The sequence below is a fragment of the Burkholderia sp. THE68 genome, assembly GCF_009938265.1.
Taxonomy (GTDB): domain Bacteria; phylum Pseudomonadota; class Gammaproteobacteria; order Burkholderiales; family Burkholderiaceae; genus Caballeronia.
Genome location: NZ_AP022317.1, coordinates 436,963 through 458,653 on the forward strand (window position 1 = coordinate 436,963; position 21,691 = coordinate 458,653).

Genomic DNA, 21,691 nt, shown 5'->3' on the forward strand with positions numbered 1-21,691 from the left:
CATGAACATCATCGAGAAATACTGGGACGACGCCCGCGAAGGCGACGAATGCCGCAGCCCCACCTACACGGTCACGAAAGAACGCATCCTGGCGTACGCGGACCTCACGGGCGACCACACGCCGGTGCACGTCGACGAGGACTATGCGAACGCCAGCCACTTCGGTTCGATCGTCGCGCACGGTCTGTTCGGCTTGTCGATCGCGGACGGACTCAAGACGCAAAGCGAATATCGCTTCCTGCCGGGCATGTCGCTCGGCTGGACGTGGGACTTCCTGCTGCCGATCAAGGTCAACGACGTGCTGCACGTGAAGTTCCGCGTCGGCGCGATGCGCGCGAGCAAGAGCCGTCCGGACTGGGGCATCGTCGTGCTGCCGTCCGAGCTGATCAACCAGGACGGCCAGGTCGTCCAGCGCGGCGAGCATCGACTGATGGTGCCGCGCCGTCCGGGAGCGTTCTGATGCAGGCCCGTCCACTCGAAGGTTTGCGCGTCGTCGACTACAGCCACTTTCTCGCCGGCCCTTATGTCGGACGCTGTCTCGCGGCGCTCGGCGCGGAAGTCATCAAGGTCGAGCGTCCCGGCAACGGCGACGCTGGACGCCAGCACGCCACCGTCCTCGACGACCAGCAAAGCGCCTATTTCCTGCAGCTCAACATGGGCAAGCGCGGCGTGAGCGTCGACATGAAGGATCCGCGCGGCAAGGAATTCATGCAGCGTCTGTGCGACTCGGCGGACGTGTTCATCGAAAACTACCGGCCAGGCGCGCTCGACAAGCTCGGCCTCGGCTATGAAGCGCTTTGCGCGCGCAATCCGCGCCTCGTCTATTGCTCGATCTCCGCGTACGGACACACCGGGCCGGATGCGCATCGCGCGGGCTTTGGTCTCATCGCCGAAGCGAAGAGCGGCATCATGCAGATGATCGGCGAGCCCGGTTCGCCGCCGCCGCTGATGCGCATTTCGCTCGGCGACATGTACACCGGCATCCACGCGGTCGCCGCGATCAACGCCGCGCTGCTCGGTCGCGTGACAAGCGGCCGGGGCCAGCACATCGACATGGCGCTCTATGACACGCTCGTGTCGATGCACGAATACGCAGTGCAGTGCTACACGATGCAGGGCATCCTGCCCGAACAGACGGGCCACGACATGCCCACCTCGACGCTCTACGGCGTGTTCCGCGCCGCCGACGCGGATCTCGTCATCGCCGCGCAGGTCGACGACGCGTGGAAGCGCTTCGCCGCGCTCGTCGAAACGCACGGCGGACCGGCAGGCTTCGGCGCCGACGCGCGCTTCCACACCCTCAATGGGCGCAATGCCAATCGCGTGGAAATACTGTCGGTCGTGAAGCCCTGGGTAGCGGCGCGGCCGGTCGCACAGGTGCTCGAACTGCTCGACAGCGTCGATGTGCCTTGCGCCAAGGTGCAGCGCATCGACGAAGTGCTCGCCGATCCACAGATCGTCGCGCGCGGCATGGTGGTCGAGCAACAGCATCCGCGCTTCGGAACGCTGCGCCTGCCGAACCTGCCGTTCCGCTTCTCCGACTGCGACACGACGATTCGCGACGTCGGGCCGGACCTCGGTCAGCACAACGCAGAAGTGGCGCGATCGCTGGGCTTCGGACCCGCGGAGATCGACGCCATGCAGACCGCAGGCGTGCTGTTTTCAAAGTGAGGCCATGATGACGGACCACTATGCTGTGATCGGCAATCCGATCGGACACACCAAATCTCCTCTCATTCATGGAATCTTTGCGGAGGAGACACGGCAGGACATGGCTTATACGGCCATCGAAGGACCGCTGGAACCCGAACAGGCGTTTGCTGAAACCGTGCGTGCATTCGCTGCATCGGGTGGCCGCGGGATGAACGTCACGGCGCCCTTCAAGCTCAAGGCCTTCGCCATGGCCGACGAACGCAGCGAGCGCGCGGCGCTCGCGGGCGCCGTCAACGCGATGAAGTTCGAGAACGGACGCATCATCGCGGAGAATTTCGATGGCATCGGGCTCGTGCGCGATATCGAAGTCAATCTCGGCCTGCCGATGGCCGGCAAGCGCGCTCTGATACTCGGCGCGGGCGGCGCGGTGCGGGGCGCGCTGCTGCCGTTCCTCGCCGCTCGTCCGGCCGAGGTGATCCTGGTGAATCGCGACATCGCCAAGGGCCGTGCGCTCGCGGCGCAGGTGAGCGCGCGTGGTCCGATTTCCGCTTGCGGATATGGCGATCTGGAGGCGAAAGGACGCTTCGATCTGGTAGTCAACGCGACATCGGCGAGTCTCACGGGCGATCTGCCGCCCGTGCCTCCGAGCGTCTTCAGCCCTGAAGGCGCGGCCTACGAACTTGCCTATGGGAAACGCCTGACGCCCTTTCTGCGCCTCGCGCGCAACGCGGGCGTGGGTGGCATCGCGGACGGCGTGGGGATGCTGGTGGAACAGGCGGCGGAAGCCTTCGACTGGTGGCGCGGCGTGCGGCCCGCCACGCGGGCGGTGATCGACCGACTTACGGTACCTCTCGATTGAACGTGCAAGGAAACGGCAAATGAAAAAGATCCTGATGCTTCACGGCATCAATCACGACATGTTCGGCAAGCGCGATCCCGCGCAGTATGGAACGATCACGCTGGCCGAAATCGATGCCCGTTTGCAGTCCCTCGGCGCTGAACTCGGCGTGCAGGTCGAATCGTTTCAGAGCAACAGCGAAGGGGCGATGTGCGAGCGCATTCACCGAGCCTTCGAGGAACGCCGCGACGCCGTGCTGATCAACGCCGGAGCATGGACGCACTACAGCTACGGCATCCGCGATGCGCTGGCGATTCTCACCTGCCCGGTCGTGGAAGTGCATATGTCCAACATCCACGCACGCGAACCATTCAGGCATCACTCCGTGTTCGCGGAAGTGGTCGATGGGCAGATCTGCGGCTTTGGTCTGGAGAGCTATCTGCTGGCTTTAAGGGCGGCGGTCGCTCGGGGCAAGCACACGTGAAGTATCAGCCACGGGCGCGGTAATGCGTTCGATCAAACGCTGCACGCGCAGCGCGTCATCGCCGGTGACGCCGGGTTCGCGGTCCTCGCGAATGGCATCGCAAAAATTCTTCATCAGGTCGCGATGCGCGGCGTGTGAAAAGTCCATCGGCTTCGCGCCAAATCCGGACGATGAAGGATCGCGAAACTCGTCGGTGCGTCCATCGCGGAAAAACACGCGCAAGTGCCCGCCTTCGAGCGTCGCCGTTCCGTTTTCGCCGGTCAGCTCGATGCGCTCGGGAAAGCCCGGGAACGCAGCCGTCGTCGCCAGCACGTGACCCGCAGCGCCGCTTTCGAAGGTCAGCGCGGCGCTCGCGAAGTCTTCGGCTTCCATCTTGTGCAATGCCGTTGTCGCCGTCGCCGCCACGACGGTTGACACCTCTCCCGCGAGCCACAGGAGAATGTCGAGCGAATGAATCGCCTGCGTCATCAGCACGCCACCACCATCGCGCGCATAAGTGCCGCGGCCAGGCTCGTCGTAATAGGATTGCGGCCGCCACCAGCGCAGATCGAGGCCGGCGCAGGCGATCGGACCAAGCGCGCCGCTCGCGCTCAGTTCCGCAAGCCGTCGCACGGCGGGACGAAAGCGGTTCTGAAACACTACGCCGAGCTTGACGCCCGCTGTACGGCAGACATCGACGATGCGCGTTGCGCGCGACATCGATATATCGAGCGGCTTCTCGAGCAGCACGTGCTTGCCCGCCGCAGCGGCCTGTTCGACCAGTTCGAGATGCGTGTTCGGCGGCGTGAGCACGAGTATGGCGTCGATGGTCGCGTCCTTCAATATCGCATCGAAGGACGCGCCAGCGGGAAACCCATGCGTGCCGGCAAAGTGAGCCACCCGTTCCGGCGAACGGCCGACGACGGCTGCAACCTCCACCTCGTCACGCAATTCATTTAGCGCAAGCGCGTGAGGCGTCGCCGCCAATCCAGCGCCGACGATTGCGATTCGAATCCTGTGCATCGAGATGTCCTCGAAAATTTTACGTTTCCGGCGCAACGGTCGAACGCTCCGCCTTGGCCGCTTTCGCGTCGGCCAGCGTCTGCGCGCGTATCCGATGATAATCCCCATGGCCGACAGGAACGCCACCGCGTTTGCCCAGATCGTTCAGGTGGATGCGATAAGTCTCCCGCGCAGTCAGCGCCGCCATTGCCGCGATGATCGTCGCCGCCAGCGTGATCGCGCCGATGGTGAGCGGAATGTTGGCCGTTCCGCCGGGAGGCGCCACGGCGACGAACAGGGCAGGCATCAGCGCCGCGATGGTGATTCCGGTGTTATGGCCGATCGCTACGCCCGTCACGCGATTGCGCGTGCGGAACAACTCGGGATAGAAACTCGGAAAGACAGCATTGAAGCCTTGATATGCGACGCCCCACATCAGCAGCGCCATGACGATCGCCAGCGGCGCGTGGTGGATGCTGATGGCGTAGAGATACCCGAACGAAAGCAGGCCGGAGCCGAGCGCGCCGACGATCGTCGGGAGCTTGCGGCCGAGCTTGTCCGACAGATTGCCGACATAGGGAATCAGTATCACCGCCAGAAGATTGCCGAGTACCGGAATCCAGAGATAGACGTCCGTATGGAAGCCGATGCCATAAGCGGGCTGCACGGCATATGCCGCACCGAAGATCGTCGCCACCACGGGAATAACGGTCGTCAATGACATGCAGGCGACGCGCAACATATCCGCCCAGCTATCGGTGAACGCCTGGAAGATCGGCGACCGGGCAATCTCGCCCTGCTCGCCCTCTTCGACGAAGGCCGGTGTCTCATCGACATCGCGGCGAATGTAGTAACCCGCGACGATGATGAAAAAGCTCAGGATGAACGGTATGCGCCAGCCCCAGACATTGAACGCATCCTTCGGCAGGTAGTGCGCGAGTGGCAGGAACACCGCCGCCGCCAGAATCTGGCCAGCCTGTACACCCTGCAGGGTGAAGCTCGCGAAAAATCCACGCCGGCCGAACGGAGCGTGCTCCAGAACCATTGAGCTGGCGCCCGCGATTTCGCCGGCCACCGCGAAGCCCTGAATCAGGCGCATCGCGACCAACCCTGCCGGCGCCCACAGGCCCAGCTGCGCATAGGTCGGCAGCAGGCCGACGGCCATGGTCGAGAAGCCCATCATGAACATGCACAGGATCAGCACGAACTTGCGCCCGTGGGTATCGCCGAGGTGCCCCAGCACGAGCGCGCCGATCGGACGCGCGACGTAGCCCACGCCATAGGTCGCCAGAGATGCGACGATGGCGATCTTGGGATCGTTCTGCGGAAAAAATATCTGCGGGAAGATCAGCGATGCCGCCGTCGCGTAGATGAAGAAGTCGTAGTACTCCAGCGTCGAGCCAATCCAGCCGCTGGCAGCGGCTTTCTTCGACTGGTGTCTGTGTCTCGGCTCGTTATTGTTTCGTGTGGCCATGCATGTCTCCGAAGTGGTGGATCGTTTCGCGTGATCGACGTGTCAGACGAGCGCCGTCAACGTTGGAATGGCTTCGAACAGATCCTGCGCCAGCCCATAATCCGCGACGCTGAAGATCGGCGCTTCGGGATCCTTGTTGATCGCGACGATGACCTTCGAATCCTTCATGCCCGCCAGGTGCTGGATCGCGCCCGAGATGCCGACCGCCACATACAGTTGCGGCGCGACGATCTTGCCGGTTTGACCGACTTGATAGTCGTTCGGAACGTAACCCGCATCGACCGCCGCACGCGATGCGCCCAGCGCCGCGTTGAGCTTGTCCGCGAGCGGTTCCAGCGTCTTCGTGTAGTTCTCGCCGCTGCCCAGACCGCGACCACCCGACACGATGATGTGCGCGCTCGTCAGTTCCGGACGATCGAGCTTCGTCACTTCGCGGCTCACGAACTGCGAGAGGCCCGCATCGGCGGCGGCTTCGATCTTTTCGACCGATGCGCTACCGCCTTCCGCTGCGACCGGATCGAAGCCGGTTGCGCGAACCGTGATCACCTTGATCGGATCGCTTGATTGCACGGTGGCGATCGCGTTGCCCGCATAGATCGGGCGCTCGAAGGTGTCGGCGCTGTCGACGGCGGTGATGTCGCTGATCTGCGCGACATCCAGATGCGCCGCGATACGCGGGGCGATGTTCTTACCGTAAGCCGTCGCCGGAGCGAGAATGTGCGAGTAATCCTTCGCGATAGTCAGCACCGTGGCTGCAATGTTCTCGGCCAGGCCTTCGGCGAGGTGAGGCGCATCGGCGAGCAGCACTTTGCTTACGCCTGCGATCTTCGCTGCCGCATCCGCCGCGCCTTGCGCGTTCGAGCCCGCGACCAGCACGTGCACATCGCCGCCGATCTTCGCCGCCGCTGCCACCGTGTTCAGCGTCGATGCCTTGATCGACGCGTTGCCCCCAAAGGGGGCTTCCTTCGGGGCGTCGTGTTCCGCAATAACAAGAATCGTCATCAGATTACCTTCGCTTCGTTCTTCAGTTTTTCCACCAGCATCTGCACGTCCGGCACCGTGATGCCCGCGCTGCGCTTCGGCGGCTCGACCACTTTCAACGTCTTCAGACGCGGCGCGACATCGACGCCCAGATCGGCGGGCTTCACCGTCGTCAAAGGCTTCTTCTTCGCCTTCATGATGTTCGGCAGCGTCACGTAGCGCGGCTCGTTCAGGCGCAGGTCCGTGGTGACCACGGCGGGAAGCTTGAGGGAAAGCGTCTCCGCGCCGCCATCGACTTCACGCGATACCGTCGCTTTGCCATCCGCGACCACGACCTTCGATGCGAACGTCGCCTGCGGCAGACCCGCGAGCGCCGCGAGCATCTGACCGGTCTGATTCGAATCGTCGTCGATGGCCTGCTTGCCGAGGATGACCAGTTCCGGCTTCTCCTGATCGACCAGGGCCTTCAACAACTTCGCTACGGCCAAAGGCTGCAACTCTTCCGACGATTCCACCAACACAGCGCGATCCGCGCCGATGGCCAGCGCCGTGCGCAACGTCTCCTGACACTGCGTCACGCCGCACGACACAGCGATCACTTCCGTCGCAACACCCGCTTCCTTGAGACGCACCGCTTCTTCAACAGCGATCTCGTCGAACGGGTTCATCGACATCTTCACGTTGGCGATATCGACACCCGTGTTGTCCGACTTCACTCGGACCTTCACGTTGTAGTCCACCACTCTTTTCACCGGTACCAGAATTTTCATGACCCAATCTTCCTTCGACGAAATCGACACTCACTTGATGATCAACACCTTCGAACGATCGAACGCCACCGTGACAGCGACGATCAGAATCAGCCCGAACACGATCTGCTGCGCGAACACGCTGATGCCGACGAAGGTCATCCCCACGCGCGCCACCGACACCAGCAGCGCACCGACCAGCGTCCGGCCGATGCCACCCGCGCCGCCCGTCAGCGCAGTGCCGCCGACGATCACGGCCGCAATCGCCGGCAACAGGAACTGATCGGCAAGCGTGGGCGAACCGCTTCCCAGCCGACCCGCCATCACCACGCCCGCCAGTCCCGCAAAGAACGACGAAGTGCCGAACACGAGGCACTTGGTAACAGACACGCGCACCCCCGACGCGATCGCCGCCGGCTCGCCCGCGCCGATCGCATCGGTACGCCGGCCGAACACCGTCGAGCGATGCAGGAACACGCAGAACAGAAACACCGCGACGCCGAGCAGGATTTCATGCGGCACGCCGAACGACGTGCCCGTCGTCCAGCCGAGCGACGCATTGCGCATCTCGTCGCTGATGCCGATGGAGCGCGTGCCAGAGAGCGTCAGCGCCGCCGCCGATGCAATCCCGCCGACCGCGAGCGTCGCGATGAACGAGGGGATGCGCAACACGGTCTGGATCACGCCGCTCAACAGTCCGATGCCGAACGAAGCCGCCAGCGCGACGACCGCCGCCAGCGCGCCATAGCGCGGCAGCAACATCGCGACGATCACGCTCGACAGCGACGCCACCGCCTGCAACGAAAGATCAATGCTGCCGAGCAGAACGACGAAGGTCGTGCCCGCCGCCATGATGAACAGGGTCGAGCTATCGGCGAGCAGGCCGAGTTGCGTCGATGGCGCGAAAAAGCCCGGCTGCGCGATCTCGATCAGGACATAGAGCACGATGAGTGCGAGAAACGGCGCGTTGTCGCGCAACTTCGCCGCGAGGGGTGCGTTCAGTTGTGGCATGTTGACCTCAGACCATGTGTTCGACGATTTCGACCTGCGAAGGCTTGTGCCCGACTTCGCACGGCAGGATCTTCTCGGCGCGGCCATCGCGCATCACCATCACGCGATGACTGAGGCCGAGAATCTCTTCGAGCGTGTCGCCGGTCAGGACGACGGCGACGCCTTCCGCCGTCAGTTCGCGGATCAGCTGATAGACCTCTTCTTTCGCGCCGACATCGAGTCCGCGCGTCGGATGATCGAGCACGAGAATCCGGCTGCCCGCGAAGCGCCATTTCGCCAGCACCACCTTCTGCTGATTGCCGCCCGAGAGATTGCGGCAGGAAGCATCGGCGCCCGGTGTCTTGATGTGCAGGCGTTGAATCCACTCGTTGGCGAACGCGCGCTCGTTCGCCTTCTTCACGATGCCGCCACGGCTGACCGCGCCAAGACGCGGCAAGGTGAGGTTTTGCGCGACGCTCATTTGCGTGACGAGGCCTTCGACCTTGCGTTCGCGCGGCACGTAACCGATGCCCAGCGCAACGGCATGGTTCGCCTGTGGCTTCAGACGCGTTTCGCCGACCAGCACTTCGCCTCGATCGAGCTTTTCGAGTCCGGCGATGACGCGGCACAGTTCCTCGCGCCCCGACCCGACCACACCCGCGACGCCGAAGACTTCGCCACAGTGGACATCGAAGGACACGTCGTCGAGCACATGACCGAGCGATGCGTGACGCACCGACAGCGCCACTTCCTCTCGACACGGCTTCTGGAGGTTTTCGCGGTAGTACTCGCCATGCAGCGAACGGCCCACCATCAGTTCGTGCAGTTTCGCCACCGACGCAGTGCCCGACGCCATCTCCGACACGACCTTGCCATCCTTCATCACATACACGCGATCGCTCAGTGACAGCAGTTCATCCAGCCGATGCGAGACGAACACGAACGAGGCGCGCGATCTCAGCTCACGCACCAGCCCGAAGAGAATCTCGATCTCGCCCGCTTCGAGCACGGAGGTCGGCTCGTCGAGCAGGATGATCGGCGTGCCGCCCGTGCGGCTGGCGAGCGAGAGCGCACGCGCGAGTTCGACCATCTGCCGCTGACCGAAGGACATGTCTTCGCAGAGCGTCAGCGGATCGATGTCCAGACGCACGGTTGCCAGTTCCTTTCTCGCCGCTTGCCTGAGCTTCTTCCAGTTCATGCGGCCGAAGCGAACGAACTCCTCCTCGCGGCCGAGGAAAAGGTTCTCGGCGACCGTCAGGTTCGGCAGGATCGACTGCTCCTGATACACCATCGCGATGCCTTTGGCGGTCGCATCGCGCGGATTGCGGATCGCAAGCGGCTTGCCGTTGAGCGTGATATCGCCCGCATCCTGGCGATACGCGCCCGTCAGCAGCTTCATCAACGTGGACTTGCCCGCACCGTTCTCGCCGATCAGACCGACGATCTCATAGGGCCGCACGTCGATCGATACGTCGTCCAGCGCGAGCACGCCTGGAAAGCGCTTGGTGACATTCCTGAGTGACAGCATGTTCATCTCCTCACGCTTACTTGACGATGCGGCGGCGCGAACGATTCAGCGCGAGCGTCACTGCCGCGATGATCAGCACGCCCTGAATGCCCTGCTGCACGTACGGCGGAACACCGAGCAGCACCATGCCGTTGCCGAGCACGATGACGATGAGCGTGCCGATCAGCGTGTTCATCGGGCTGCCGTTGCCGCCCGCGAGCGACGTTCCGCCGACCACGATTGCGGTGATGGCGACGAACAACTGCCCATCGGCGATGCGCGCGTGGCCCTGTCCGTACTGCGCGACGGCGAGGATGCCCGCGACGCCATAGAAAGCACCGGCCAGCGCGAACACCGCGATGCGCACGCGCGGCACGCGCACGCCGCTCAGGCGCGCGAGGTCCTCGCCGCCGCCGATCGCCAGCGTATGCCGGCCGAGCAGCGTGTGCTTATAGACAAACCACGCGAGTCCCAGCATCAGCACCGCGATCCACACCGACAGAGGCAGGCCGAAATAGCGTGTGATCGAAATCGCGCGCAGCAGCGGATCGCTGACGCGGATCGTGTTCCCGGACAGCCACGCGGTCCCGATGCCCGTCGCCACGAAGCCAATGGACAGCGTCGTGATGAACGAGGGAATCCGCAGGAACACATGCAGCGCGCCATTGGCGAAACCCAGCAGCACGCCCGCCACGATCGCCACGGCGAGCACCCATAGCCCGTAGTGGTTATCGTTGTACGAGTTCTCGACCAGCATCGACACCGCGATCGCCGCCACCGCGACGATGCCTTCCGCCGAAAGATCGATGCTGCCGAGCTGGATCACGAACGCGGCACCGAGCGCGATCGTCAGCGGAATCGCCGCGCCTACCGCGATGCGCGACAGGTTCATCGGATCGAAGAAGTCGTGGTTCAGCGCGCCGATGCAAAGACCGAGCGCCACCAGCACCAGAACGGGTGCGAATCGTCGCAGCAGAGCCTGCTTCGATACCTTCGGAGTCCCGGTTGTTGTTATGCGTACGGCCTGCCGGGTGGGCGCTACGGTCAGCTTGTTCATCGATACACCACCGGACCCGCCACGCGGGCATAGAGGTTGTTCCAGTCACCGCCGGGTGCGGCGGCGCGCTTGATGACGTCCTGCACGTTCGCCTTTGTCACGAACGTGGCCTTGCAATACGTTTCGCGCCGGTCCTTCGGCAGGGCCGCCACGTCGATCTTCTTGTCCTTCGCCTGCAGTCCCATCGACAGGCCGATGCCGCCGAGCCAGTACGGGTCCCAGTCGACCGATGCGATCAGCTCGCCCGCCTTGATCGCGGCAAGTCCGGGCGGCGTGCCGTCCATGCCCGTCACCGGCATCTGGCCGGCCAGCCCTTCCGCGCGCAACGCCTCGATCGCGCCGAGCGCCATGTCGTCGTTGGCGGCCCATACGCCCTTGATCTTCGCGTTGAAGCGCGTCATCCAGGCCTGCATGATCGGGAACGCCTTCTGCGAGTTCCAGTCGGCGACCTGGAAGTCGAGCAACTGGATGTCGGGAAACTTCTTGAGCGCGGCATCGAGACCCGCCTTGCGCTCGATCGCGGGGACATTGCTGAAGATGCCGCCGAGCGCGACGACGCCGCCCTTGCCACCCATCGCCTTGAAGAGTTGCGTCGCGGCTTCCTCGCCGTAGGCGACGCCATCGTAGGAAAGATGCGCGACGTAGTCCGGGTTGTAGTCCCACGGATGCAGATCTTTCGGCTTGTTCCAGATCGTCGTCACGAACGCGCCCGCTTTCGAGCAGGCCTCGACGATCACGCGCGCATCGGCGGAATCGTTCGGATCGACGTTGAGCACGAGATTGCCGTTGGTGCGCTGCAGGAGTGCGCGAATATCGGCGATGCCTTTCTCGGAACTGCCTTCGGTCGTGAGCGGCACATAAGGCAGGCCCACGCTCGCCGCAAAGCTCTGCGCGCCCTTGTTGAACGCGGCGTGGTACGGATTGGTCAGCGAGCGAAACGAACAGGCAAGCGTCGTCTTGTCCGCGCCGAGCGACAGGCGCGAGAGGCCGCCGCCGGCCATCGCGAACGCCGCCCCGGCGCCGAGCTTCATGAAATCCCGGCGCGAAAAGACCGCGCGTTGAGCTTGATTCGACATGATGTCTCCCACCAATATAATAAATATACGGATAGTTATTTATTGCCTGAAGAATCCGGTGATGCCGGACCCTTCGGGCGCCTACGCCACGGTCGCGCTGGCGTCGCGCATCGAGCGGCCAGCGTGCGCCGCCAGTTGACCCGTCAGCGGCATCGGCGCCGCGACGAGTCCGCGAATCAGGTCGGAGGCCTTCTCCGCGATCATCAGCGTCGGCGCATTGGTGTTGGAGCTGACGATGCGCGGCATCACCGATGAATCCGCCACCCGCAAGCCTTCGATCCCACGCACGCGCAATTGCGGATCGACCACCGACATCTCGTCGATCCCCATCTTGCAGGTGCCGACCGGGTGATAACCCGTGCGCCCGTACTGCTTCGCGTATTCCTCGTATTGCGCCTGCGTGCGCACCGAGCCGCCCGGAAAGTGCTCGCTCCTGATGTACTTGCTGAACGCCTTCTGGCTCATGATCTCGCGACTCTGACGGATGCCTTCGACCGCCACCTTGAGATCGTAAGGATCGCGAATGTAGGCGGGATCGATGACCGGTGCGTCGGCGGGATCGGCGCTGTTGAGCGTCACGCTGCCGCGGCTTCTCGGGCGCAGGAAGTACGAGTTGAGCGTGCAGCCCGAACCGGAAGGCACCGGCGGCACGCCCGCTTCGACGCCAGCGCCGGGCAGGAAGTGGAACTGCAGATCGGGCGTCGGCACATCGCTGCCGGAGTACCAGAACGCGCCGCCTTCCGCGATGTTCGACGTCACCGGCCCCTTGTTGAACATTTTGTATTCGAGGCCGGCGAGCAGCATCATGTGCTTCTTCGCGTACTTGTCGAGACTGTACGGGCCGTTGAGCTCGTACACGATATCGATGTCGAAGTGATCCTGCAGATTCGCGCCGACGCCATCGAGCGCGTGCAAGGGTTTGATGCCCGCACGCTCGAGATCCGCCGCGCGGCCGATGCCCGAGAGCATCAGCATCTTCGGCGAGCCGATCGCACCGGCCGTCACGATCACCTCGCGCTCGGCGCGCGCCACGATCACATTCGAGCGCGCGTTCTGATCGGCATATTCGACGCCCACCGCGCGCCCGTTCTCGATCACGATGCGCGATACGAGACAGTTCGTCTTCACGGTGAGATTGCTGCGCGAGCGCGCCTGTTGCAGATAGCCGACCGCCGCGCTGCAGCGCCGTCCGCCGCGTTGCGTGACCTGATACACGCCGACGCCTTCCTGCTGCGCGCCATTGAAATCGCTGTTGTACGGCAGGCCCGCTTCCTGACCGGCGAGCACGAAGGCCTTGGTCAGTTCGTTGACGCTGATGAGATCGGATACACCGAGCGGTCCGCCTACCCCGTGATATTCGTTGCACAGGCGCTCGTTGTCTTCCATGCGGCGCAGATAAGGCAGGACGCCGTCGCGAAAGCCCCAGCCGGTGCAGCCTTCGCGTTCCCAGGCGTCGTAGTCGGCGGGCTGACCGCGCGTATAGACCATCGCGTTGATGGAACCGCCGCCGCCGAGCACACGCCCCTGCGCGAACGGAATCTCGCGCCGTTGCGTTTCCGCCGCCGCCACCGTGCGATAGCCCCAGGTCAGCGGGCCGCCGGTCATCTTGAAGAAGCCGACCGGCATATGGATGTACGGGTCGGTATCGGCGGGACCGGCTTCGAGCAGCAGCACACGGCTGCTCGCGTCTTCGCTCAGACGGGCCGCGAGCGCACAGCCCGCCGCGCCACCGCCCACGATCACATAGTCATACATTGCTGTCTCCGATTCCTTGTTCGCCACGAGTCGCGCGTGGCCTTTGCGCGTCGCTCTCTCCGGAACGTGCCCTACGCGATCCAGCGCGCCCGCTTGCCGAGTTGGACATGCACGGATTTGATCTCCGTGTATTCCTCGACGCCATAGCGCCCCGTCTCGCGACCGATACCCGATTGCTTGAATCCACCGATGGGCATTTCCGGACCGCCGGTGATCGTGCAATTGACCCAGATGCGGCCCGCCTGCACGTCGCGCAAACTCCTGAACGCACCTTGCAGATCGCGCGTCCAGATGCTTGCAGCGAGACCGTATGGCACGCCGTTCGCGAGTTCGATGGCTTCCTCGAAGCTGTCGAACGGCGTAACCGACAGAACCGGCCCGAAAATCTCGTCCTGCGCGAGCGAGCTGCCGGGTTGCACGTTGCGAAACACCGTCGGCTGGATGAAGAAGCGTTCACCTTCGCTCCTCGCGTCGCCGCCGCACACGAGTTGCGCGCCGTCGCGCGTGCCCGCATCGATGAAGCCGCGAATCTTGTCGAACTGACGTGCCTCGACGATCGCGCCGACATGATTGGACGCATCGAGCGGATCGCCCGTGTGCACGCGGGCGAGCACCGCGCGGATACGCTCGACGAGTTCGGCTTCCACCGACCGGTGCACGACGAGCCGGCTGCCCGACACACAGCACTGTCCCGCGTTGAACGCGATGCCGAACGCGATGGCGTCGGCGGCGTCGTCGAGGTCGGCGTCGGCGAACACGATCTGCGGATTCTTGCCGCCGAGTTCGAGGCCGACCTTCTTCATGTTGCCGCCCGCTGCCGCGAGTACCGCACGGCCCACTTGCGTCGAACCGGTGAACGAGATCATGTCGACGTCCATGTGTTCGGCGAGCGCCTGACCGACCACCGAACCGAGACCCGTGACCACGTTCACCACGCCATCGGGCAGACCGGCTTCGGTGAGCAGCGCGGCGAGTTTGAGCGTCGTGGTCGAGGTCAGCTCGGCAGGCTTCACGACGACCGTGCATCCCGCGGCAAGCGCGAACGGCAGACGTTCGGAAAGAATGAAGAACGGAAAATTCCATGGCGTGACGATGCCCACGACACCCACCGGCTGCCGCAGTACCAGCCCGAGCATGTCGGGGCCGAGCGTGTCGTGCGAATCGCCGTGCACCACGCGCGCGAGCCCCGCCGCGTATTCCCAGATGCCCGCGGCCGCCGTGACTTCACCGCGCGACTGGCCGATCGGCTTGCCGCTTTCGAGCGTTTCCAGATACGCCAGCGTCTCCACGTTGTCGCGGATCAGGCGCGCCGCTTTCAGCAGGACCGTCGCGCGCTGTTCGCCGGAAAGCCGTGACCAGCGACCGTCGTCGAACGCGCGGCGGGCGGCGGCCACCGCAGCGTCGAGATCGCCGGACGATGCGCGTAGCGTCGCCGTAACGCCCACGCCGTGGCCCGGACTCTTGCGCGTCACCCATTCGGCGGATGAACCCGCATAGTCCTTTCCGTCGATGAACATCGGCGTGCGCAACGGTTCGTCGGGCAGATGCAGCGAGGCTGCCAGTTCGCTCAAATCACTCATATCCGTCTCCATTCAACATTCTCATGGTGCGTCCGGCGTCCACGCCGCCCCGCGTCATCGAAACGCATTCTGCACCATCCGGTTACTTCCTTACAAGCCGATTTTTGGTTTATAGTCGCTAACATCCTGAACGCCTGCCGGCATTCCAACTCTCATTTCGACGACGCACATGACCCTCGCCACCACCACGCAGAAACGCGCATCCAAGACGGCCGAGGCCGAAGTCACGCGTCAGCCCAGACAACGGGACCCGGAGGTGACGAAGGCCCGCATCCTCGAAGCCGCGAAAAAGGAGTTCGCCAAACTCGGCATGGCGGGCGCGCGGGTCGAAGCCATCGCGACACGCGCGAAGGCCAACAAGCGGATGATCTATCACTACTTCGGCAGCAAGGAGGAGTTGTTCGTCGCGGTCCTCGAAGATGTCTACGCCGACATCCGCTCCGCCGAGCAGAAGCTCGATCTCGACCATCTCTCCCCCGAGGACGCGATCGTCGCGCTCACCACGCACACCTGGAACTACTACCTCAAGAACCCCGAGTTCATGACGCTCGTGAACAGCGAGAACCTGCATCGCGCGCGGCACGTCAAGAAGTCCGCGCGCTTCAAGGAACTGCATCAGGGTTTCATTTCGATGCTCCAGCGCATCCTCGACCGCGGCGTCGCAGCAGGCGTGTTCCGCAGCGGCGTCGATGCGCGGCAACTGCATATCACCATGGCCGCGATCGGCTACTACTACCTCACGAACCGCTTCACGAGCGGCGTGATCTTCGACATCGACTTCATGGACAAGGCGGCGCTCAAGAGCCGCCTCGACTTCAATATCGATACCATCCTGCGGCTCGTACGGCCGTGAAGCTTGCGCGCGGAGCGGTGTCATCTCACGCCACCTTCTCTTGCGATGCCGACATCCGCGCGAGCAACGCTTCATCGACGAGCGGCCTGAACGCCATGCGCGCCAGCACGTCACGCTCGATATCGACGCCATCCGCGACTTCGATCAGACGCACGCCTTCGGCCTCCAGTCGAAACACCGCGCGCTCGGTCACGTAAAGCACTTCCTGAGCGCTGCGTAACGCCTGCTCGCCGCTGAACGTGATGTGCTGCACGCGTTCGACGAGCTTCGGCACGCTGCCCGGCGAAACGATATTCAAACGCGTCCCCGCCTGCTCGACTTGCAGGCCCTTCGCCTCGAAACTGCCGCAGAAAACGATCTTGCGCGCGCCCTGCGTGATGTCGATGAAACCGCCCGGCCCCACCACCGTCGAACCGAGCTTCGACACGTTGATGTTGCCCGCGCCATCCATCTCGCCCATGCCGAGGAAGGAGACATCGACGCCGCCGCCGCTGTAGAAATCGAACTGATCGACGCTCGACAGGATCGCGTGCGCGTTGCGCGCCGTGCCGAACATGGGGCCATCGAGCATGGCGCCGTTGTGGATGCCCTGCTCCACCGATCCCCAGAACGTGCCCATGCGCCCCTGCTGCGCGAGCAACGCGGGAATGCCGCCCGGAATGCCGAAGCCGAAATTCGCCGACTGCCCCTCACGCAGTTCGAGCGCGGCGCGCGCGGCGATGATGCGGCGGATGCCCGTCGGCACTTCGTAGAATCCGTCGCCGATGGCGCACTGCGCTTCGCCGCTCAGCGCCGGATCGTAGTCCGACACCACGCATTGCACCTGCCCTGGCGTTTCGACGAGCGTATCGACCAGAATGCCCGGAATGCGCACGAGCCGCGCCGGCACATAGCCTTCAGGCTCGCGCTCCTTCACCTGCACGATGACGCGGCCCGCGCTGTTGTGCGCGGCCAGCGCGGCGGCGTAGACATCGAGGTCGGCGGGTTCGCGGCGCAGCGTGACATTGCCGCTCTCATCGGCGGATGAGCCGCGCACGATCGCGAAATCGACCTTGAACGGCTTGTAGCGCAGATACTCGCGGCCATCGAGCTCGATCAGTTCCACGAGATCTTCGCTGGCGCGTTCGTTGATCTTGCCGCCATCGATACGCGGATCGACAAAGGTTCGCAGTCCAACATGCGTGACGAGTCCCGGCCGGCCCGCGCCGATCTCGCGCAGCAGCGTGGAGATGGCGCCCGCCGGAAAGCTGTACGCCTCGAACGCATTCTCGCGGGCGAGCTTCTGCATCGCGGGCGCCCAGCTCCAGTGGCCGCCGATCACGCGCCTGACCATGCCCGCATGCGCGAACCGGCCCAGCCCGCTGCCCTTGGCATCGCCGATACCGAGCGCGTGGACGATGGTCAGATCGCGCGGATGCCCGGTTTCGAGAAAGCGCCGTTCGAGCTGCGCGAGCACGGCGTCCGCTTCGAGCAGCCCGCCGCCGGAACCCGCGAGCGCGATCGTCGCGCCATCGAAAATCTGCCCGACCGCAGCGGCAGCGTCCATCCACTTGTTCACTGAAAGCTCCTTTGAGAATCCGCCGCGAAAGCCATTGACAGCGGCCATTCGTTGGTCTTAAATAACCCACCAGATGGTTACTTGTTGCGAATGTTGGCACACGAAACCTCTGAATTCAAGCGGTATTTAGACGGTCTTCGGGTATACCTTCAAGACAAGTCCTGCCGCAAATATCTGGTCTGACGAATGGCATGGAGACAGCATGAGACTCTCGGAAACACACGAGCAAATCCGCGACACCACGCGGCGTTTTGCGCAGGAAGTCATCCGGCCCCTGGCCGAGGAACTGGATCGCGAAGAGCGCTTTCCGGCGGAGATCTACAAGCAGATGGGCGAGCTCGGGTTATTCGGCATCACCGTGCCGGAGGAATTCGGCGGCGCCGGGATGGATGTCACGGCGTATGCGCTCGTGATGGAAGAGTTGTCGCGCGGTTACGCGTCGGTGGCGGATCAGTGCGGCCTGCTCGAACTCGTCGGCACCTTGCTGAGCGCGCATGGCAGCGATGCGCAGCGCGCAAGGTATCTCGAGTCGCTGCTGCGCGCGGAGCTGCGCCCGGCTTACTGCATCACCGAATCCGACGCGGGCACGGACGTCTCCGGCATCCGGACCACCGCCACGCGCACAGCCGATGGCTGGGAACTCAGCGGCGCGAAGCTGTGGATTCATAACGCGCCGGTCGCGGACCTCGCGTTCGTGCTGGCGCGCACGGACCTCGCTGCGGGCAAGCGCGGCATGAGCATCTTCATCGTCGACTGTCATTTGCCGGGCGTATCGAAGGGGCCGAAGGAACACAAGATGGGGCAGCGTGCGTCGCAGGTCGGCGAGCTTCATTTCGACCGCGTGAAGCTTGCCGAAGACGCGCTGCTCGGGCAGGAAGGACGCGGCTTTCACATGATGATGAGCGCGCTCGACAAAGGCCGCGTGGGCATTGCCGCGCTGGCGGTCGGCATTGCGCAGGCGGGTCTCGAAGCAGCGCTCGAATACGCGCAGACCCGCAAGCAGTTCGGCACGCATATCGCCGAGTTTCAGGGCGTGCAGTGGATGCTCGCCGACATGGCGAAAGATATCCAGGCCGCGCGCCTGCTGGTGCACGATGCCGCCGCGCGTCTCGAAGCCGGTGAGCGCGCGAGCATCGCGTGTTCGATGGCGAAATGCTTCGCGGGCGACACGGCGGTCAAGCACAGCGCGAACGCCGTGCAGATCTTCGGCGGCAGTGGCTACATTCGCGGCTATGAAGTGGAACGCCTCTATCGCGATGCGAAGATCACGCAGATCTACGAAGGCACGAATCAGATTCAGCGCACGATCATCGCGCGCGATCTGATCGCCAACGGAGCATCGTTATGAGCGCGCGCCCCGTTGCGCTCGTCACGGGCAGCCGGCGTGGCATCGGGCGGGCGATTGCAATCGAACTCGGCCGCGCGGGATTCGATGTCGCGCTCACCGACGCCGTGGCCTCCGATGAACTCGATCAGGCCGTCGCCGAAGTCGAGAAGACCGGCGCGCGCGCGATCGCCGTCGTCTCCGATCTCGCCGATATCGCCGCGCATCACGCCACGCTGCTCGACATCGAAACGCGTCTCGGCGGCCCGATCGATTGTCTCGTGAACAACGCGGGCGTGTCGGTGATGTCGCGCGGCGATCTGCTCGACGTGACGCCCGAAAGCTTCGACCGCTGCATCGCGATCAATACACGCGGGACCTTCTTTCTGACGCAGGCGTTCGCGCGGCACTTTCTGTCGCGCACGCGCAAGAGCGTGGCGGCGCATCCGAGCGTCATCACGATCACCTCGTCGAATGCGGTCGCCGCTTCGCCGTTGCGCAGCGAGTATTGCGTGTCGAAGGCGGGGTCATCGATGGCCACGACGCTGTTTTCGCTGCGCCTCGCCGAGCACGGCATCGGCGTCTATGAAGTGCAGCCTGGTCTGATCGAGACCGAGATGACCGCGCCTTCCCGCGCGCGCTATGACGCGCAGATGGAGCAAGGTCTCACCGCCATCAGGCGCTGGGGCACGCCGCTGGAAGTCGCGACGGCCGTGCGAACGCTCGCGACCGGCGGCTTGCCGTACAGCGCAGGACAGGCGATCCGCGTCGATGGCGGCTTACTCGTCAACAAATACTGAGATGCACATGAACTCAACGCTCAAGTTGCCGACTGCCCTCGGCACGATGGAAAGTTATCGCCTGCAAGGCACCCCCCTCGATGCGCGAACGCCCGCTCGCACATTCAACCGCATCGCCTATTCGGCCGCGCACGTCGTGGCCGATCCGCTGCGCGCCGCTGAACTCGGCGCGCCGCCCGCCATCGACTGGGAGCGCACGCTCGAATATCGGCGCTATCTGCTCCGGCAAGGTCTCGGCATCGCCGAGGCGATGGACACCGCGCAACGCGGCATGGGTCTGCCGTGGCATAGCGCGCTGGAACTCATCACGCGCACCATCGAAGGCACGCGCGATATTCCCGGCGCATTGATTGCCTCGGGCTGCGGCACGGATCACGTCGCGCTGCCATCGATCACGAACTGCGATCAGGTGATCCGCGCCTACGCCGAACAACTCGAAGCCGTGCAGCGCGTGGGCGGACGCGTCATCCTGATGGCGAGCCGGGCGCTTGCGCGGGTCGCGCTCTCGCCGGACGACTATCGGCGCGTCTATCGTGAAGTCCTCGCAATGTGCGATCGACCGGTGATCCTGCACTGGCTCGGCGAGATGTTCGATCCCGAGCTGGCCGGTTACTGGGGCGAGGCGGCTTATGAGCGCGCCGCGCAAGTGTGTCTCGACGTGATCGGCGACAGCGTCGATCGTGTCGACGGCATCAAGATATCCCTGCTCGATGACGCCAAGGAAATTGCGTTCCGCCGTCGGCTGCCGCACACGGTGAAGATGTATACCGGCGACGATTTCAACTATCCGGACCTGATAGCGGGCGACGACGTCGGCTATTCGCATGCGCTGCTCGGCATCTTCGATGCGATTGCGCCGGCCGCTTCGCAGGCACTCGACGCGCTCGCCGGCGATGACCCCGATACGTTCCACGCGCTGCTTGCGCCGACGGTCCCGCTGTCGCGTCACATCTTTCGCGCGCCTACGCAGTACTACAAGACGGGCGTCGTGTTCCTCGCCTATCTGAACGGCTTTCAGGATCACTTCTTCATGCTCGGCGGCCATCACGGCATGCGCCCGCCCGCCTATCTCGCCGATGTTTTCCGTCTTGCCGATCAGGCAGGTCTGCTGCGCGATCCCGACGATGCCATCGGCCGCGTTCGCAAGGTCATGACGGCGCTTGGTTGCGGCGAGCGATCATGAGAAACCTGCAGGGAAGACTCGATCTGTGCGCCGTCAACACCGCGACGCTCGGCCATCGCGAGCCGCTGAGCGTGACGATCGACCGCGTTGCGGCGGCGGGATTCGGCGGCATCGCGCCGTGGCGTCACGAAGTGGAGAACGCGAACGTAGACGAACTCGCGAGGCAGATCCGCGATGTCGGCCTGAGCGTCACGGGCTATTGCCGTTCGACGTATCTGCCAGCGACCAGCCGTGAGCAATTCGCCGCGAACATCGACGCGAACAAGGCGGCCCTGCGCGACGCCGCGACCCTCGGCGCGCGCTGCTTCGTCATGGTGGTCGGTGGCTTGCCCGAGGGCAGCCGCGATCTGCACGGCGCGCGCGCCCAGGTTATCGAGGGGATCGGCGAACTGGTCGAGACGGCGCGCGATTGTGGCGTGCCGCTCGCGCTCGAACCGCTTCATCCGATGTACGCAGCGGACCGCGCCGTCATCAACACGCTTGCGCAGGCGCTGGATATTTGCGCCGAACTCGATCCTGACCACGCCGGCAATCTCGGCGTCGCGCTCGATATCTATCACTGCTGGTGGGACCCGGCGCTGCGCGCATCGATCGCGCGAGCGGGACAGGACGATCGACTGCTCGCGTTTCATGTGTGCGACTGGCTGCGCGAAACACGTGATCTCTTGCTGGATCGCGGCATGATGGGCGACGGTGTCGTCGATCTCTCCGACATTCGCAAAAGTGTCGAGCACGCCGGGTATGACGGTCTGGTCGAAGTCGAGATTTTTTCGAAAGAAAACTGGTGGCGCCGCGATCCGGATGAAGTGCTGCGCATCTGCGCGGAACGCCTGCAGAGTGTGTGCTGA

At 64.1% G+C, this 21,691-nt stretch carries 20 protein-coding genes; 9 read left to right on the plus strand and 11 right to left on the minus strand.

From position 1 onward, the window contains the following. Position 1: 1 nt before the first annotated feature. From BTHE68_RS23295 to aroQ, 4 genes are read left to right on the plus strand one after another with little or no spacing between them, the layout of a single operon-like run. Positions 2-460 (plus strand): MaoC family dehydratase, encoded by a 459-nt coding sequence (locus BTHE68_RS23295; RefSeq protein WP_162068663.1) that lies wholly within the window; start codon positions 2-4, stop codon positions 458-460. Beyond that, on the plus strand, positions 460-1,671 hold the full coding sequence (locus tag BTHE68_RS23300) for a CaiB/BaiF CoA transferase family protein (protein WP_162068664.1): 1,212 nt from the start codon (positions 460-462) through the stop codon (positions 1,669-1,671). Before BTHE68_RS23295 ends, BTHE68_RS23300 begins: the two co-directional genes overlap by 1 nt. 7 nt (positions 1,672-1,678) lie before the next feature. Continuing rightward, a complete protein-coding gene (aroE, locus tag BTHE68_RS23305; RefSeq protein ID WP_162069159.1) occupies positions 1,679-2,512 on the plus strand; it encodes a shikimate dehydrogenase in 834 nt (277 codons plus the stop codon). Between the two features lie 19 nt (positions 2,513-2,531). Next, positions 2,532-2,975: a type II 3-dehydroquinate dehydratase gene (gene aroQ / locus BTHE68_RS23310; RefSeq protein WP_162068665.1), complete on the plus strand. Its 444-nt coding sequence runs from the start codon at positions 2,532-2,534 to the stop codon at positions 2,973-2,975. On the opposite strand, the gene BTHE68_RS23315 is transcribed toward aroQ, so the two are convergent. From BTHE68_RS23315 to BTHE68_RS23360, 10 genes are all read right to left on the minus strand, one after another. Continuing rightward, the gene (locus tag BTHE68_RS23315) at positions 2,940-3,977 is read right to left on the minus strand and encodes a Gfo/Idh/MocA family protein (protein ID WP_162068666.1); all 1,038 of its coding nucleotides are present in this window, start codon (positions 3,975-3,977) and stop codon (positions 2,940-2,942) included. The two genes, aroQ and BTHE68_RS23315, sit on opposite strands and share 36 nt — an antisense overlap. Before the next feature lie 19 nt (positions 3,978-3,996). Further along, entirely contained in the window at positions 3,997-5,430 is a 1,434-nt protein-coding gene (locus tag BTHE68_RS23320; protein WP_162068667.1) for an MFS transporter, read from the minus strand. 42 nt (positions 5,431-5,472) lie between these two features. After that, positions 5,473-6,432, minus strand: a complete 960-nt coding sequence (locus tag BTHE68_RS23325) for an electron transfer flavoprotein subunit alpha/FixB family protein (RefSeq protein ID WP_162068668.1) — start codon at positions 6,430-6,432, stop codon at positions 5,473-5,475. Beyond that, the gene (locus BTHE68_RS23330; RefSeq protein WP_162068669.1) at positions 6,432-7,181 is read right to left on the minus strand and encodes an electron transfer flavoprotein subunit beta/FixA family protein; all 750 of its coding nucleotides are present in this window, start codon (positions 7,179-7,181) and stop codon (positions 6,432-6,434) included. Before BTHE68_RS23330 ends, BTHE68_RS23325 begins: the two co-directional genes overlap by 1 nt. A gap of 30 nt (positions 7,182-7,211) precedes the next feature. After that, complete coding sequence (locus BTHE68_RS23335) at positions 7,212-8,171, minus strand: ABC transporter permease (RefSeq protein WP_162068670.1); 960 nt, start codon at positions 8,169-8,171, stop codon at positions 7,212-7,214. A gap of 7 nt (positions 8,172-8,178) precedes the next feature. After that, positions 8,179-9,678, minus strand: coding sequence for a sugar ABC transporter ATP-binding protein (locus tag BTHE68_RS23340; RefSeq protein WP_162068671.1), 1,500 nt, complete (start codon positions 9,676-9,678; stop codon positions 8,179-8,181). Positions 9,679-9,694: 16 nt separating this feature from the next. Beyond that, the gene (locus tag BTHE68_RS23345; RefSeq protein WP_162068672.1) at positions 9,695-10,714 is read right to left on the minus strand and encodes an ABC transporter permease; all 1,020 of its coding nucleotides are present in this window, start codon (positions 10,712-10,714) and stop codon (positions 9,695-9,697) included. Beyond that, the gene (locus BTHE68_RS23350; protein ID WP_162068673.1) at positions 10,711-11,790 is read right to left on the minus strand and encodes a sugar ABC transporter substrate-binding protein; all 1,080 of its coding nucleotides are present in this window, start codon (positions 11,788-11,790) and stop codon (positions 10,711-10,713) included. Before BTHE68_RS23350 ends, BTHE68_RS23345 begins: the two co-directional genes overlap by 4 nt. An 81-nt stretch (positions 11,791-11,871) precedes the next feature. Continuing rightward, positions 11,872-13,545 (minus strand): GMC family oxidoreductase, encoded by a 1,674-nt coding sequence (locus tag BTHE68_RS23355; RefSeq protein ID WP_162068674.1) that lies wholly within the window; start codon positions 13,543-13,545, stop codon positions 11,872-11,874. A gap of 71 nt (positions 13,546-13,616) precedes the next feature. Then, positions 13,617-15,125, minus strand: coding sequence for an aldehyde dehydrogenase family protein (locus BTHE68_RS23360; RefSeq protein ID WP_162068675.1), 1,509 nt, complete (start codon positions 15,123-15,125; stop codon positions 13,617-13,619). A gap of 169 nt (positions 15,126-15,294) precedes the next feature. Between BTHE68_RS23360 and BTHE68_RS23365 the strand changes: the two genes are divergently transcribed. After that, entirely contained in the window at positions 15,295-15,978 is a 684-nt protein-coding gene (locus tag BTHE68_RS23365) for a TetR/AcrR family transcriptional regulator (protein ID WP_162068676.1), read from the plus strand. 25 nt (positions 15,979-16,003) lie between these two features. On the opposite strand, the gene BTHE68_RS23370 is transcribed toward BTHE68_RS23365, so the two are convergent. Further along, positions 16,004-17,524: an acyl CoA:acetate/3-ketoacid CoA transferase gene (locus BTHE68_RS23370; protein ID WP_162069160.1), complete on the minus strand. Its 1,521-nt coding sequence runs from the start codon at positions 17,522-17,524 to the stop codon at positions 16,004-16,006. Between the two features lie 214 nt (positions 17,525-17,738). On the opposite strand from BTHE68_RS23370, the gene BTHE68_RS23375 reads away from it, so the two are divergent. The 4 genes from BTHE68_RS23375 to BTHE68_RS23390 are packed head-to-tail and all read left to right on the plus strand — an operon-like array spanning position 17,739 to position 21,691. Then, positions 17,739-18,884, plus strand: a complete 1,146-nt coding sequence (locus BTHE68_RS23375; RefSeq protein WP_162068677.1) for an acyl-CoA dehydrogenase family protein — start codon at positions 17,739-17,741, stop codon at positions 18,882-18,884. Beyond that, the gene (locus tag BTHE68_RS23380; RefSeq protein WP_162068678.1) at positions 18,881-19,660 is read left to right on the plus strand and encodes a 3-ketoacyl-ACP reductase; all 780 of its coding nucleotides are present in this window, start codon (positions 18,881-18,883) and stop codon (positions 19,658-19,660) included. Before BTHE68_RS23375 ends, BTHE68_RS23380 begins: the two co-directional genes overlap by 4 nt. A gap of 7 nt (positions 19,661-19,667) precedes the next feature. Continuing rightward, a complete protein-coding gene (locus BTHE68_RS23385) occupies positions 19,668-20,843 on the plus strand; it encodes a dihydrodipicolinate synthase family protein (RefSeq protein ID WP_162068679.1) in 1,176 nt (391 codons plus the stop codon). Further along, a complete protein-coding gene (locus BTHE68_RS23390; protein WP_162068680.1) occupies positions 20,840-21,691 on the plus strand; it encodes a sugar phosphate isomerase/epimerase family protein in 852 nt (283 codons plus the stop codon). Before BTHE68_RS23385 ends, BTHE68_RS23390 begins: the two co-directional genes overlap by 4 nt.